The sequence below is a fragment of the Dehalococcoidia bacterium genome (genome assembly GCA_022451965.1).
In the GTDB taxonomy this organism is placed as follows: Bacteria; Chloroflexota; Dehalococcoidia; order Lucifugimonadales; family Lucifugimonadaceae; genus TMED-70.
The window spans coordinates 212,368-225,739 of record JAKUNJ010000003.1 but is presented as its reverse complement, the minus strand read 5'-3'; the positions used below and the strand labels follow the sequence as shown (position 1 = coordinate 225,739).

Genomic DNA, 13,372 nt, shown 5'->3' with positions numbered 1-13,372 from the left:
TTATTATATATTATATAGATTCTATAGTTAATATATCTCTATGAGCAAGGTGACTTCTTACAAAATCTACATTTTTAACCCACCAATCAGAACCATAAAACTTTTTTTCTTTTTCCTCAATATCACTTAAAGTTTTCCCATAGGATCTGATCCAAATAAATTGAGATTTTTCTTCATTTGTCCAACTTGATTCAACCTTAATACCTGAGTCTTCAAGTAGAGGGATAATTTTATCATTGAATACATTCAACCAATCTTGCATCATACCTTTGTTTATTGTGTAAATTCTTAAGTGTGCATACATTTTTACCTCTTTAATATTTATTTCAAGTTTTTTCTTAATTCTGAAATTTGATCTCGAATCAAAGCAGCTTTTTCAAATTCTAATACTTTCGCTGAATTTTTCATCTCTTTTTCTAAATCTTTTATTAATTTATGGATATTTTTATCAGAAATATTTTCAATTTTATATTGTTCTTTTTCTTCATATGAATTACTTTCCTTAAGCTTTTCTGTTATATCTCTTACTTCTTTAATTATTGTAGTTGGTACTATATTATTTTTATTATTATGTTCTTCCTGAATTTTTCTTCTTCTATTTGTTTCATCAATGGCTTTGTGCATTGATTTTGTTATGTTGTCTGCATACATTACAACTCTTCCTTCTTCATGCCTTGCTGCTCTTCCTATAGTCTGAATCAGTGAAGTTGAAGAGCGCAGGTAACCTTCTTTGTCAGCATCAAGAATTGCAACTAGAGAGACTTCAGGAAGATCTAGGCCCTCTCTAAGAAGATTTATCCCTACCACAACATCATAAGTTCCTAGTCGTAAATCTCTTAAGATTTCTATTCTTTCGATTGTATCTATTTCAGAATGAAGATAATGAACCTTAATTCCTAATTCACGCATATATTCTGACAATTCTTCTGACATCTTCTTGGTTAGAGTAGTAACAAGAGTCCTTTGTCCATTTTGAACATTATCCTGAATTCTTGATATTAAATTATCTACTTGGTTCTTAGTTGGCTCCAATATAATCTTTGGATCTAATAATCCTGTTGGCCTAATAATCTGTTCAACAAAATCTTGTTGATTTTGCTCTTCATACTTACCAGGCGTAGCTGATACAAAAATAGTTTGTGGTATTCTATTCTCAAATTCTTCAAAAGATAGCGGTCTATTATCTTTTGCTGAAGGAAGTCTAAATCCATGCTCAACTAGAGTTTGTTTTCTTGACTGATCTCCTTTATACATACCGTTAATTTGAGGAACAGTTATGTGAGATTCATCAATAAATATAAGGTAGTCTTCATTAAAATAATCTAATAGTGTCCAAGGTGGACTTCCAATTTCTCTTCTACCAAGATGTAAGGAATAATTTTCAACTCCGGGACAAGAACCTGTTTCTCTTAACATTTCTAAATCATAGTTAGTCCTTTCTTTTATTCTTTGGGCTTCTAATAATTTACTATTTTTTTCAAAATATATTATTCTTTTTTCTAGTTCTTCTTCTATATCATTAAGAGCATCAGATAGACTTTCTTCGGGCGTTACAAAATGCTTGCTTGGATATATTGAAACTTCATTTAGTTCTCTTATCTTATTCTTTGTCAAAATATCAACTTCAGAAATTTTATCAACAATATCTCCAAAAAATTCTATCTTTATAGAAAATTCTTCATATGAAGGAATTATCTCTATAATATCTCCTTTTATTGAGAATGAGCCTCTATGATTTTCATAATCGTCTCTATTGAAATACATAGATATTAACTTTCTTGACAAATCAGAGGAATTAATTGAGTCACCAATTTTTATTTCTTGAGAAATAGCCTTATATTCGTGTGGTGATCCTAAGCCATATATGCATGAAACAGAAGCAACTATAATAGTATCATTTCTTGTAAGAATTGATCTCGTAGATGCATGTCTTAACCTGTCAATCTCATCATTTATATCTGATTCTTTTTCTATATAGGTATCTGTTCTTGGTATATATGCTTCAGGCTGATAATAATCATAATATGAGACAAAATATTGCACTGAGTTATTTGGGAAAAATTCCTGTAACTCACTAGCTAGCTGAGCAGCTAAAGTTTTATTATGAGCTATTACTAATGTAGGTTTTTGTGTCTCCTCTATTATTCCTGCCATAGTAAAAGTTTTACCAGAACCAGTTACTCCTAGTAAGGTTTGGAATCTTAGTCCATCATCTATTCCTTGAACTATTTTTTTTATTGCATTTGGTTGATCACCTGTATGTTTGAAAGGAGAAATTATTTTGAAAGGGACTTCTTTTTCCATTTTATTTTTTTTTACAGATGTAAATTAATTCTTCAGAATTATCTGAAACTTTCTCTTTATTATATCCTCCATATATTTCAGTTATCTCTAAATCTAAATCTAGGCAAAGATTTATAACTTCATCCATATAAAGAAAGTGGTCATAAGAGATCAATTCAACTATTTCCTTTGAATCAATAAATATTTTTTGGAAATTTTTATGGAGATTGATCGATAAATCTATCTCGCTTCTTCCAAATATTTCATATGATAATTTTTTAATTTCTGATGATGCAATTAGCTTAAAATCTTTATTAATTTGATAATTATTTGGATTATGCAAATCAAATATTATTAAACCATCATCCTTTAGATGCTTTATTCCTGAACAAAGTGCATCTTTTTGAAGAGTTATATTTCCTACACTCATTATAGAATTAGATGGATATATAACTAAATCAAACTTAGAGTTATAAATTGATTTTTTATTTTCTTTAATATCCAATTTTGTCATATCATCATTAATGAGCTTTAGCTTTCCTATTAAGGGTTGTTCAGGTTCTATTTTTTCTTTACATAAATTTATCATCTCTTCAGAATCATCAATTCCTGTCCAATTGATTTTTTTGTTAATAAATTTTTGGAATACTCTACCAGTACCAATTCCCATTTCTAAAACATCTTTTGTTTTGTTAGTAATATATGACTGATAAAAAAGCAGATCATCTGGTTTTATTATTTCGTAAAATAGGTCATACCATATTATCCAATTTTTATAGTTGGTTTTATATTCTTTCATTTATTTACAAAATTACTATTTACTTTCATATTAAATATGATTTTATAATTAATGAACTAAATTATAGTATTCAATAAAACTTAGAGTAACTTTTTTAAATTATGAAATTATCCTCCAGACAAAAAAGATTGGGTACAGAAACAGCATTTGAAACACTTGCAAAAGCTAAAAAACTAGAAGCTCAAGGTAAAAATGTTATTCATCTTGAGATAGGAGAACCTGATTTTGATAGTCCAAAGCATGTAGTGACTGCTGCTAAAAAAGCTTTGGATGAAGGTTTTACTCACTATGGACCTTCAGCTGGTCAACCAGAGCTGAGAGAAGCCATTGCCGTTCATCAAGGTGAAGTCAATGGTTATAAAATTTCTTCAGATAGAGTAATAGTAACTCCTGGTGCTAAACCAGTAATGTTTTTTTCTATTTTAGCCTTAATTGAAAGAGGTGATGAAGTTATTTATCCAAATCCTGGATTTCCAATCTATGAATCTATGATAAATTATGTTGGTGGAACCGCGGTTCCAATGAAATTAGAAGAAAGTAAAAATTTCAACGCAAACATTGACGATTTGAAAAAACTTATTAATGACAAAACAAAAATGATAATAATTAATACCCCAAATAATCCTTGTGGCTCAGTTACCCAAATTGAAGATCTTGAGCAAATAGCCAAAATAGCAGTTGAAAATGATATTATTGTTCTTTCAGATGAAATCTATAAAGATATGTACTATCAGGGTGAACATTACTCAATTACTAAGTTTAAAGGAATGAAAGAAAGAACTATAATCTTAGACGGATTTTCTAAGAGCTATGCAATGACTGGTTGGAGATTGGGTTATGGTATTTTCCCAGAATTTATGATCGATGATATTACTAAACTCATGACTAATTCTGTATCTTGTACTTCTGTTTTTAGTCAGATGGCTGCTATAGCGGCTCTAGAAGGTCCAAAAGATTTTACTTTGAATATGATGGAAAAATTTAAGATTAGAAGAGATATAGTTGTAGATGGATTAAATTCTATAGATGGTATAAATTGTAAAACTCCACTAGGTGCTTTCTACGCATTTCCAAATATATCTGGAACCGGTTTGTCTAGTTCAGATTTTGCTGATATTGCTTTAGATAATTATGGAGTAGCATTACTATCTGGAACGGCTTTTGGGAATTATGGTGATAATTATATAAGAATTTCTTTTGCAAATTCAGATGACAATTTAAGAGAAGCTATAGATCGACTCAATAGAATGATTACGGAATTAAAATAAAGTCAGATCAATAAAAATACCTTTACCTCTTTGGGTCTTTATAAAATCTTTATTACTAGTAATGCTATTAGTCTTTTCTCTTAACCTATGAATATGTAATCTCATAGCAGTTTTGTTTATCCCTTTGTTATTGGGCCAAAGGATTTTTTCTATCTCTTCGTATAGCAATAAGTCTCCATTTTTACTTAATAATTTACTAATTATTAAGTATTCAGAATTAGACAAAGCAATTTCATTATTTTCAAATCTTATAGTTTGTAAATTATCGTCATAAAATATAGGTATTATATTATTTATATTTTTTTTATTTTCTTTTGTTTTTATTATTTCATTTTGTTCTTTATTTTCTGATAAAGAATTTTGAAATATTTTTATTAATAAACTACTATCTTTAAGCTTCTTTTCTAAAAGTTCCCCTTCATTACTATTTTTCAGAAATATATAAATACATCCATAAGTTTCAAATCCATTTATAATAGGCAGTGATATTATTTGTTCAAATTCTAATTCATTAAACCATTCTGGGAAGCACTCATTATTTTTATTATCTAAAACCTTGGATGTTCCTTCTATGCCAGTAACTATTGCAAGAGTTTTTTTATCATCATATTCAGGCTCAAAATTGCTTACATCAATTTGTTTATAACTTGAAGAATTTATAGCCTGAAAAGAACCATTTTGGGGGTTCATTACTGATAGAATTACTGTTTCACTTTCAGTTGCTATTCTAATTGAATTACATAGATTTTCGTTAGGTTTAAATTCGTTTTCAAATAACAAATCAATAGAATCTAATACTCTTTGATTTTGTACTTGAATTAGGTTTCTATTTTCTAATTTATTAATCTTAGATATTAGATTTTTATTTTTTAAGTTTGATCGCAAAATTACAACTAAAAGTAATAATAGAAATAAACTGCCAATTAAATATATAAGAATATCTTGAGAAATCATTTAGTTTTTTTTTTTATTCTAAATAATAATAAAAAAAAATTTCTACTATGACTTAATGTCTCTTTTATTGAAAATTAATAAACCAAATAAGTAACAGAAAGTTGTTATGAGTAACATTAGAAATAAATGAAGTATGTCAAAACCATTCATTATTACTCCATTATCGTTGTAGTAATAATGTAAAGAAAAGTATTTCAAGTAACTCAAAGAACTTACAGTTTTATAAACTGAATCAAAGACATATCCAATTAATGCAACTCCACCTCCAATTCCTACAGAGATTGAGACTTTAGCAAAAAATGCTCCACTAAAATAACTTATTGATCCAGTTGTGATTCCATAGATAAATAGACATAAACCAGAGTACACAATATTATGCAGACTTAAATTAATATCGAATAAAATATTAGATAGTAGTAGTGTTAAAGAAAAAACTAAAGATAATATAAAAACTAAAATTATGAGTGAGATATATTTTTCTGTATAATATCTAGTTCTTGATATTGATAAAGATAAAAACTGGTCTATAGTTTTATTCTCCTCTTCTGAAGCTAGGATAGTTGATCCAATAGTTATCCCAAATGCCCCCATTATTAACGGACCGATCAAGTGCATAAATTCACCATTTAGAAATCCTGCTGTAGATAAATCATCTCCAAAACCAGCAATTTTTTTTATTGGCTCTGGAAATAAATCAAGAACTTGTGAAAAAGTATCTTCCATCAAAGTCCATACATAAAGTAAAAAAAAGGTATAAAAAATTGATGCTAAGCTAAAGAAAATAATTTTCTTTTTGTTTCTTGATAGTGTATTTAGCAATATGTTCAATTTAAAAATACTCCAGTAAAGTTTGACTTAGATCTGAGGATTCTGTTTCTAAATCAATAACCTCAAAATTAGATATGAATTTTAAGAAAGTATCAATATCACCAGATATGTAAAATGTGATCTCATTATCACTTATTTCATAGTTAGTAATTGTGTGAATTTTCATGATTAGCTCTTCTGCAGGAATTTTATTGAACTTAATTGATATTTTTTTCACAGTTTTTTTTGCTAATTCGTTTTTACTTTGAGAAGAAATTACTTTTCCTCCCTTGATGATAGTTACAAAATCACAACAATTTGAAATTTCTAGTAGGTCATGTGAAGAAAGTAGTATAGTTTTACCTTCTTCCTTTTCTCTAAATATCAACTCTCGAAAAACTCTTTGGTAATTAGGATCTAATCCACTAGTTGGTTCATCAAGTATCAAAATTTCACTATTTCTCATAAAAGCTTGTATGATACCAACCTTTTGCTTATTTCCTTTTGATAATTCTTTAATTTTTTTATTTAAATCCAGTTTGAAAAGATCTGATAATTCTCTGAATCTATTGTTATTATTATTTTCTAATTTTAAGATATAGTTGAAATATTCAATTGGCTTAATATTTTCATAAGGCCTAAAATCACCAGCAAGATAAGCTATACTTTTTCTGATTTTATGGTTTTTTCTTGTTACTTTATCTCCTTCAATATACATCTCACCTGAATCAGAGTAACTTAATCCTAGTAAACATCTCATTGTAGTAGTTTTACCGGCTCCATTTTCACCCAATAATCCATGAATGGTTCCTTTTTCAACTGAGAAATTTATATTATCAATTGCTAAATAGTCACCATATGATTTGGATAAATTATTAACCTTTATAGAATCCATAAATGTTATTTTTCTGCATAAGTAGTTAATGCATCTTCGTTAAATTCTGCATTGGTAAAAACTTTTTGAACATCATCTAAATCTTCTAAATCATCAAGTAATTTTAAGGTTTGGCTTGATTGATTTTTATCTAAGGAAATAGTTGTATTTGGAACTAGAGCTAATTCTGCTTTTTCAACTATTACTGATTCATTCTCAGATATATTTTTTTGGATATTTGAAAGATCAGAAAAGGCACAAGTTATTTCAACAGTATTATCAAAAACATCAAAATCCTCTGCCCCTTGATCTATACTTTCTAAAGCTATTAGTTCTGGATCTCCTTCAGAAATACTCAATACTAACTGACCCTTTTGTTCAAAATTCCATGAGACAGCTCCAGTAGTTGCAAAAGTACCACCTGCTCTAGTTATAGTTGATCTTACAGTTGCGGCTGATCTGTTTTTATTATCAGTCAAAGTTTGGATTATTATTCCAATACCTCCTGGTCCTATTCCTTCATATGTAATTTCTTCAAAACTATCTCCTGCTGCTCCTCCTCCAGAGCCTTTAGCTATTGCTCTTTCAATATTATCTTTGGGCATATTTTGAGATTTTGCATTGTCTATTGCTAATCTGAGTCTGAAATTTAATTCAGGATCTGAATCTCCAGACTTAGCAGCTACAGTAATTTCTCTAGAAAGTTTTGTAAATAAAACACCTTTTTTGGCATCTAAAATACCCTTTTTATGCTTTATGGTACTCCATTTTGAATGACCTGACATTTTAGATAATTTCTAACATATATTTGTTATTATGTTTTGTGGAAGCTAACTTTAAGACATTTCTTATTGATTTTGCAATTTTCCCGTTTTTACCAATAATTTTTCCTTTATCAGTTTCATCAACTTTCAATTTTAGAATAGTTTTATTTCCTTCTTCAACAGATTCAATTTCAATCTTGTCAGCATTCTCAACTAAACAGCTAGCTATATATTTTACTAGCTCTTCTGGATTAGAAGGATCTTTACTTACTGTCATTAGAATTTCCTTTAATTTCAATACCCTTTGTTTTAAGTAAACTACTTACAGAATCAGAAGGTTGAGCACCATTTCCAATCCATTTAGATATTTTTTCTTCATTAATTGAGATTTCTGGGGGATCTTGATGAGGGTCATACGTTCCTATAAGATCTAAGTATTTACCATTTCTTGGAGCTCTTTGATCTGCCACAACTATCCTATAAAATGGTTTTCCTTTACTTCCCATTCTTCTAAGTCTTATTCTTACCATTATTTACCTTATATCTAACTTAAATTTTTTTGTACGTTATGAATTTTACTCTACTATTTTATCATTTATCCACACAGTTCCGTCTTGAAAGAATTCTTTTTTCCATATTGGTACAGATTTCTTTAATTCATCAACAAAAAATTCTGCTGATTCAAATGATTCTTTTCTGTGAGACGAAGTGACTATGAGTATCATACTAATTTCAGAAGGCAAAACTACTCCTAATCGATGAATAATTCTTAACGAAGATATTTTCCATTTTAAGCGTATCTTATCAATTATTTTATAAATCTCATTTTCAGCCATTTCAGAATATGACTCATAAAATAATTTATCTACATCTCTTCCTAAGTTATGATCTCTTGTAATTCCTAAGAATATAACTTCAGAGCCATCTTTAGATGAAAACTTTTTTTCGATATATTCATCAAGTTTTAATTCTTCTTTAGTTATTTCTACTGAAAATTTAGAATTATCACGATCTATTGATCCTCCGCTAACAGGCGGTATTATTGCTAATTCGTCATCTTCTTCAAGAATTGTTTCTAGAGAACAGTATTCTAAATTTTTAGCGTACAGATAATTATTTCGAGACAGAATATCTATATCAAAATCTTTAGAAATTATATTTATAATATCTATAACTCTTTGAGGCTTATCAAGAGATAGAATAAAACTTTTATGACCAATATCTTCTTTTAATTTTGCAAAGAATTTAATTTTTATTTTTATCATTTTTGTAATAAATATTTTGATACACTTATAAGTATAATTTAGTTTTACGAAAATAGTTAAATTAGGGGAGATCGCATAGAGGCCTAGTGCACCCGCCTGCTAAGTGGGAGGGGTTTTGCCCCACGCGGGTTCGAATCCCGCTCTCCCCGCCATAAAAATATGATAACTAAAGAAAATAAAATAGATTCTTTTCACATATGGACAGTTGGTTGCCAGATGAATGTAGCTGATTCTCAAAGAGTTGACGTAGGATTAAAAAGGCTTGGATTAGATGAAGAAAAGAATATTGAAAATGCTGGTATAGTTGTACTAAACACCTGTGTTGTCAGACAATCTGCAGAAGATACTGCGACAGGTCTTCTTGGAAAGTTAGCTAAACAAAAAAAGAAAAATAATACTTACATATGTGTTACTGGATGTATGGTAGAGTCAACAATTAAGGATTTAGAACTGAGGTTTCCTCAAGTAGATCTTTGGGCTAAACCTCAAGACACTTCAAAAATAATAGAAAATATTGCAGATTATTTGGATTTATCATCAGATGGATGTTTGGAAAACTTAATACCTGAAAAATCAAAGTTTGCTGAATTTGTCCCTATTGTTCAAGGATGTGATAAATTTTGTACATTTTGTGTAATACCATATAGGAGAGGAAGAGAAACTAGTAAACCGCTGAATGAAGTTGTAAAAGAAGTAGGATATTTAGCAAATAATGGAACTCTTGAAGTAACATTATTGGGACAAAATGTAGATTCTTATGGACATGATTTACTTCCAAAAAAAGATCTCTCTGATCTTATGTACTCTATTAGTGAAATAGAAAATATCCTTAGAATAAGATTCCTAACTTCTCATCCAAATGATATGTCTAGAAAATTGATTGAAACAATTAGAGATTTACCTAAAGTTTGTAAATCTATAAATCTACCTTTTCAAGCTGGATCAAATAGAATTTTAGCTAATATGCGAAGAGGATATACAAGAAATCAATATATGAGAAAAATTGAAGAGATTAAGTCTTTAGTCCCAGATGCAACCATTACTACTGATTTGATAGTTGGTTTCCCCGGTGAAACCGAAAAAGATTTTCAAGATTCATTAGATATCCTAAATATGGTCAAATTTGATAAAGTTCATGTTGCTGCATATTCTGAAAGAAAAGGAACTTATGCTTTTAGGAAAATAGAAGATAATTTGACACAACAAGAGAAAAGAAAAAGATTAAGTGTGGTCAACGAATTGCAGGACAAAATTCAATTTGATCTAAACAGTAAATACTTAAATAATGAATATGATGTATTAGTTGAGGGTATTGTAAGAAATAGACTTTTTGGAAGAACAGAAGGAGATAAACTTGTTTATATTCAAGATGGAGATGAATCGATGATTGGAAATATTCATAAAACTAAGATTATTGAAATATCTTCATACTCTCTTATAGGGGAAAAATTTTAAAAAATTAGATAAAATTAAACTAAGTGTTTGATTTTATAATAAATAAATATAAAATTGATAATTAAAATTTTTCTATAAGTATTATTAGAAAAATAACAAAATGGTTATAAAATATCAAAATAAAATAAATATTCCAATTACAGAGTTAGAGCAGTCTGCTTTCTGTCAAGATGGGGCTAATTTCAGAACTAAAACTCTCGAAGAAGAGTTTAATTCTGGTGTGAGATGGCAAAAGATTCCTACTAGATATCTAAAACTCACACCTGAAGAAATAAAAAAGTCTATTAAGAAATTAAAAGATGCTATGGGATCAAAAGTAACTATCCTTGGTCATCACTATCAAAGAGAAGATGTTATAGAGTTTTCTGACTTACAAGGCGACTCTTTCTTACTTTCTAAATTAGCTGCAGAAAAATCAGACTCAGAAGTTATTATTTTCTGTGGTGTCCATTTTATGGCTGAAACAGCTGAGATTTTGTCTTCTAGTAAACAAAAAGTTATTCTTCCGAATATGGCAGCAGGGTGCTCAATGGCAGATATGGCTGCAACAGAAGATGTTAAGAGAAGTTGGACTCAAATCAACAATATTATAAATAATAAGTCTAGTAAAAAATCGATAATTCCTGTCACATACATGAATAGTACAGCTTCTATAAAGGCTTTGTGTGGAGAAAATGATGGAATAGTATGTACTTCTTCCAATGCTAGGAAGGCATTTGATTGGGCATATGAAAGAGGAGAAAGAATATTATTTGTTCCAGATCAACATTTAGGAAGAAATACTGGACTTGAATACGGTATTAAAAAATCAGAAATGGTTATCTGGGATCCCTATAAGATAAATGGTGGATTATCAGAAGAAGAAATAAATAACTCCAAGCTTATTTTATGGAAAGGTCATTGTTCAGTTCATACTAGGTTCTCTGTTGATCAAATTAATTTAGCTAGAAATAAATATCCTGATGTAAACGTATTAGTTCACCCTGAATGTACTAATGAAGTAGTAAGTGAAGCAGACTTTGTTGGTTCAACAGAATATATAAAAGACATGGTTCAGAATGCTCCCGCTGGAACTAATTGGGCAATAGGTACAGAAATCAATCTAGTTAAGAGATTGGCTCATACTTATACTGATAAAAATGTTTTTTGTTTGGATGACATGATATGTCCATGTTCAACTATGTATAGAGTTCATCCCGCATATCTTCTTTGGGTAATGGAGGGGCTTGTGGCTGGATATGTTATAAATCAGATAAAAGTTGATGACAAAATTCAAGAATTATCTAAATTAAGTCTTCAAAGAATGCTTGATTTACCGCAGTAAAAGGATTTAGATATAAACACTCAAATCCCAGATTTAGATCTAATAATTGATATTGCTATTCAAGAAGATTTATCTTTGGGTGATATAACTACTCAATCTTTAAGTCTAAGACCTGAAAATGTTAAGTGCGTAATAATTTCAAAGCAATCAGGTATTTTATGTGGAAATACTGTTGCTAAAGAAGTATTTAGAAAAATAGATCCAGATATTAAGTACATTGAAAATTGTTTTGATTCTGACTCACTCCAACCAGGGGTAATAATTGCAGAAATTTTTGGTGATAAAAATAATATTTTATCAGCTGAAAGAACAGCTCTTAATTTTTTACAAAGAATGTCAGGTGTAGCTACTCTAACTAATGAATATGTGAAATTAGTGGATAAAATATCAATCAGTGACACAAGAAAAACTATTCCTGGGTGGAGAAATTTAGATAAATATTCTGTGAGGTGTGGAGGGGGATCTAATCATAGAAGAAATCTTGGTGATGGAGTTCTAATTAAAGATAACCATATTTCCGCCGCTTTTAAGCAGAATATGACTTTGAAAGAATTAGTAAAACAGTCGAGACTTAATTCTCCTCATACAATCAAAATAGAAATTGAAGTTGATAGTTATAAACTTCTAGATGAAGCAATAGATTCAGATGTAGATATAATCATGCTAGATAATATGACTGATAGTGAAATTATAGAGTGTATAAAAAGAATAAATGGTAAAAAATTGGTAGAAGTATCAGGGAATATTGATAAGGCTAGATTGGTAAAATTGAACAAAATTTCAGGAATAGATATTATTTCTGTTGGAAAGTTAACTCACTCTGCTAAGGCTCTCGATATTTCCTTGAGTTTTATCTAGAATCCATAGAAATTGTTACTGGGCCATCATTATTTATCTGAACCAGCATCTTTGCTCCAAAAATACCTGTTTTTATATTTATTTGTTCTTCACTTATTGTATCTATAAATTCATCATAAATTCTTTTAGCATTATCTGATTTAGCTGATTCAGTAAAACTTGGTCGTCTTCCTTTTCTGGTGTTCGCAAATAATGTAAATTGAGAAATTATTAAAATATCTTTTTTTGTTTCTAATAAGGATAATTCGAAATTATCATTTTGATCATTTCCAAATATTCTCAAATTAATTATTTTGTTAATAAGATATTTTGTATCATTTAGAGAATCATCATGAGTAATTCCAAGTAAAACAACTAGCCCAGAATTAATTTCAGAAACTATTTTATCTTCGACTTCTACTGATGCAGATTTTACACGTTGAATAAGTGCTCTCACTTGGATTTTTTATTAGATTTCTTTTCTTTAGTAGAAGTCTTTTTAGTAGAAGTCTCTTTAGTAGAAGTCTCTTTGTTTTCAGATTTTTTATTTTTTGTATTTGAACTTGATTTATAATCTGTTGAGTAAAATCCACTACCTTTGTAGATTACATTAGGAGTATTTGTCCAAATTCTTGATAAATGAGGATTATCTTTTTTGAATTTATCTACTTCACTAAATGAAAGTAAATATTCTTCAATTTTTCCTGTATTTTTATTCTTAAATTCGTAAGTTGGCATTAAA

Annotated in this window: 16 protein-coding genes and 1 tRNA gene; 5 read left to right on the top strand and 12 right to left on the bottom strand. The window is 28.9% G+C overall.

Features of this window, described 5'->3' with window-relative positions; all coding sequences use genetic code 11:
* Positions 1-10: 10 nt before the first annotated feature.
* From MK083_01795 to MK083_01785, 3 genes are read right to left on the bottom strand one after another with little or no spacing between them, the layout of a single operon-like run.
* A complete protein-coding gene (locus MK083_01795; GenBank protein ID MCH2673187.1) occupies positions 11-304 on the bottom strand; it encodes an NIPSNAP family protein in 294 nt (97 codons plus the stop codon).
* Positions 305-321: 17 nt separating this feature from the next.
* Entirely contained in the window at positions 322-2,304 is a 1,983-nt protein-coding gene (gene uvrB / locus MK083_01790; GenBank protein ID MCH2673186.1) for an excinuclease ABC subunit UvrB, read from the bottom strand.
* Between the two features lies 1 nt (position 2,305).
* Complete coding sequence (locus tag MK083_01785) at positions 2,306-3,082, bottom strand: class I SAM-dependent methyltransferase (GenBank protein ID MCH2673185.1); 777 nt, start codon at positions 3,080-3,082, stop codon at positions 2,306-2,308.
* Between the two features lie 101 nt (positions 3,083-3,183).
* Between MK083_01785 and MK083_01780 the strand changes: the two genes are divergently transcribed.
* Entirely contained in the window at positions 3,184-4,350 is a 1,167-nt protein-coding gene (locus MK083_01780; GenBank protein MCH2673184.1) for a pyridoxal phosphate-dependent aminotransferase, read from the top strand.
* Here the strand turns inward: MK083_01780 and MK083_01775 are convergent.
* From MK083_01775 to MK083_01745, 7 genes are read right to left on the bottom strand one after another with little or no spacing between them, the layout of a single operon-like run.
* Positions 4,342-5,304, bottom strand: a complete 963-nt coding sequence (locus tag MK083_01775) for a winged helix-turn-helix domain-containing protein (GenBank protein MCH2673183.1) — start codon at positions 5,302-5,304, stop codon at positions 4,342-4,344. The genes MK083_01780 and MK083_01775 overlap by 9 nt on opposite strands.
* Positions 5,305-5,349: 45 nt before the next feature.
* Positions 5,350-6,132: an ABC transporter permease gene (locus MK083_01770; GenBank protein MCH2673182.1), complete on the bottom strand. Its 783-nt coding sequence runs from the start codon at positions 6,130-6,132 to the stop codon at positions 5,350-5,352.
* A 1-nt stretch (position 6,133) separates the two neighbouring features.
* Complete coding sequence (locus MK083_01765; GenBank protein MCH2673181.1) at positions 6,134-7,006, bottom strand: ABC transporter ATP-binding protein; 873 nt, start codon at positions 7,004-7,006, stop codon at positions 6,134-6,136.
* Positions 7,007-7,011: 5 nt separating this feature from the next.
* Positions 7,012-7,770, bottom strand: coding sequence for a YebC/PmpR family DNA-binding transcriptional regulator (locus MK083_01760; GenBank protein ID MCH2673180.1), 759 nt, complete (start codon positions 7,768-7,770; stop codon positions 7,012-7,014).
* Position 7,771: 1 nt separating this feature from the next.
* Complete coding sequence (locus tag MK083_01755; GenBank protein MCH2673179.1) at positions 7,772-8,026, bottom strand: KH domain-containing protein; 255 nt, start codon at positions 8,024-8,026, stop codon at positions 7,772-7,774.
* Positions 8,013-8,282 (bottom strand): 30S ribosomal protein S16, encoded by a 270-nt coding sequence (gene rpsP / locus MK083_01750; protein ID MCH2673178.1) that lies wholly within the window; start codon positions 8,280-8,282, stop codon positions 8,013-8,015. Before rpsP ends, MK083_01755 begins: the two co-directional genes overlap by 14 nt.
* A 42-nt stretch (positions 8,283-8,324) precedes the next feature.
* A complete protein-coding gene (locus MK083_01745) occupies positions 8,325-9,014 on the bottom strand; it encodes a molybdenum cofactor biosynthesis protein MoaE (protein ID MCH2673177.1) in 690 nt (229 codons plus the stop codon).
* A 64-nt stretch (positions 9,015-9,078) separates the two neighbouring features.
* Between MK083_01745 and MK083_01740 the strand changes: the two genes are divergently transcribed.
* From MK083_01740 to nadC, 4 genes are all read left to right on the top strand, one after another.
* Positions 9,079-9,166, top strand: a tRNA-Ser gene (locus tag MK083_01740).
* A 7-nt stretch (positions 9,167-9,173) separates the two neighbouring features.
* A complete protein-coding gene (gene miaB, locus MK083_01735) occupies positions 9,174-10,469 on the top strand; it encodes a tRNA (N6-isopentenyl adenosine(37)-C2)-methylthiotransferase MiaB (protein MCH2673176.1) in 1,296 nt (431 codons plus the stop codon).
* Between the two features lie 100 nt (positions 10,470-10,569).
* Positions 10,570-11,793 carry a quinolinate synthase NadA gene (nadA, locus tag MK083_01730; protein MCH2673175.1) on the top strand — a complete coding sequence of 408 codons (1,224 nt, stop codon included), beginning with the start codon at positions 10,570-10,572 and terminating at the stop codon, positions 11,791-11,793.
* A 75-nt stretch (positions 11,794-11,868) separates the two neighbouring features.
* The gene (gene nadC, locus MK083_01725; GenBank protein ID MCH2673174.1) at positions 11,869-12,651 is read left to right on the top strand and encodes a carboxylating nicotinate-nucleotide diphosphorylase; all 783 of its coding nucleotides are present in this window, start codon (positions 11,869-11,871) and stop codon (positions 12,649-12,651) included.
* Here the strand turns inward: nadC and dtd are convergent.
* Positions 12,644-13,087 carry a D-aminoacyl-tRNA deacylase gene (gene dtd, locus MK083_01720; protein ID MCH2673173.1) on the bottom strand — a complete coding sequence of 148 codons (444 nt, stop codon included), beginning with the start codon at positions 13,085-13,087 and terminating at the stop codon, positions 12,644-12,646. The genes nadC and dtd overlap by 8 nt on opposite strands.
* On the bottom strand, positions 13,084-13,368 hold the full coding sequence (locus tag MK083_01715; protein ID MCH2673172.1) for a hypothetical protein: 285 nt from the start codon (positions 13,366-13,368) through the stop codon (positions 13,084-13,086). Before MK083_01715 ends, dtd begins: the two co-directional genes overlap by 4 nt.
* Positions 13,369-13,372: the final 4 nt, after the last annotated feature.

Excerpts from the sequence above, each read along its gene's own strand:
- MK083_01795 (MCH2673187.1), bottom strand. The coding sequence starts at position 304 with ATGTATGCACACTTAAGAATTTACACAATAAACAAAGGTATGATGCAA.
- uvrB (MCH2673186.1), bottom strand. The coding sequence starts at position 2,304 with ATGGAAAAAGAAGTCCCTTTCAAAATAATTTCTCCTTTCAAACATACA.
- MK083_01785 (MCH2673185.1), bottom strand. The coding sequence starts at position 3,082 with ATGAAAGAATATAAAACCAACTATAAAAATTGGATAATATGGTATGAC.
- MK083_01780 (MCH2673184.1), top strand. The coding sequence starts at position 3,184 with ATGAAATTATCCTCCAGACAAAAAAGATTGGGTACAGAAACAGCATTT.
- MK083_01775 (MCH2673183.1), bottom strand. The coding sequence starts at position 5,304 with ATGATTTCTCAAGATATTCTTATATATTTAATTGGCAGTTTATTTCTA.
- MK083_01765 (MCH2673181.1), bottom strand. The coding sequence starts at position 7,006 with ATGGATTCTATAAAGGTTAATAATTTATCCAAATCATATGGTGACTAT.
- MK083_01760 (MCH2673180.1), bottom strand. The coding sequence starts at position 7,770 with ATGTCAGGTCATTCAAAATGGAGTACCATAAAGCATAAAAAGGGTATT.
- MK083_01755 (MCH2673179.1), bottom strand. The coding sequence starts at position 8,026 with ATGACAGTAAGTAAAGATCCTTCTAATCCAGAAGAGCTAGTAAAATAT.
- MK083_01745 (MCH2673177.1), bottom strand. The coding sequence starts at position 9,014 with ATGATAAAAATAAAAATTAAATTCTTTGCAAAATTAAAAGAAGATATT.
- miaB (MCH2673176.1), top strand. The coding sequence starts at position 9,174 with ATGATAACTAAAGAAAATAAAATAGATTCTTTTCACATATGGACAGTT.
- nadA (MCH2673175.1), top strand. The coding sequence starts at position 10,570 with ATGGTTATAAAATATCAAAATAAAATAAATATTCCAATTACAGAGTTA.
- MK083_01715 (MCH2673172.1), bottom strand. The coding sequence starts at position 13,368 with ATGCCAACTTACGAATTTAAGAATAAAAATACAGGAAAAATTGAAGAA.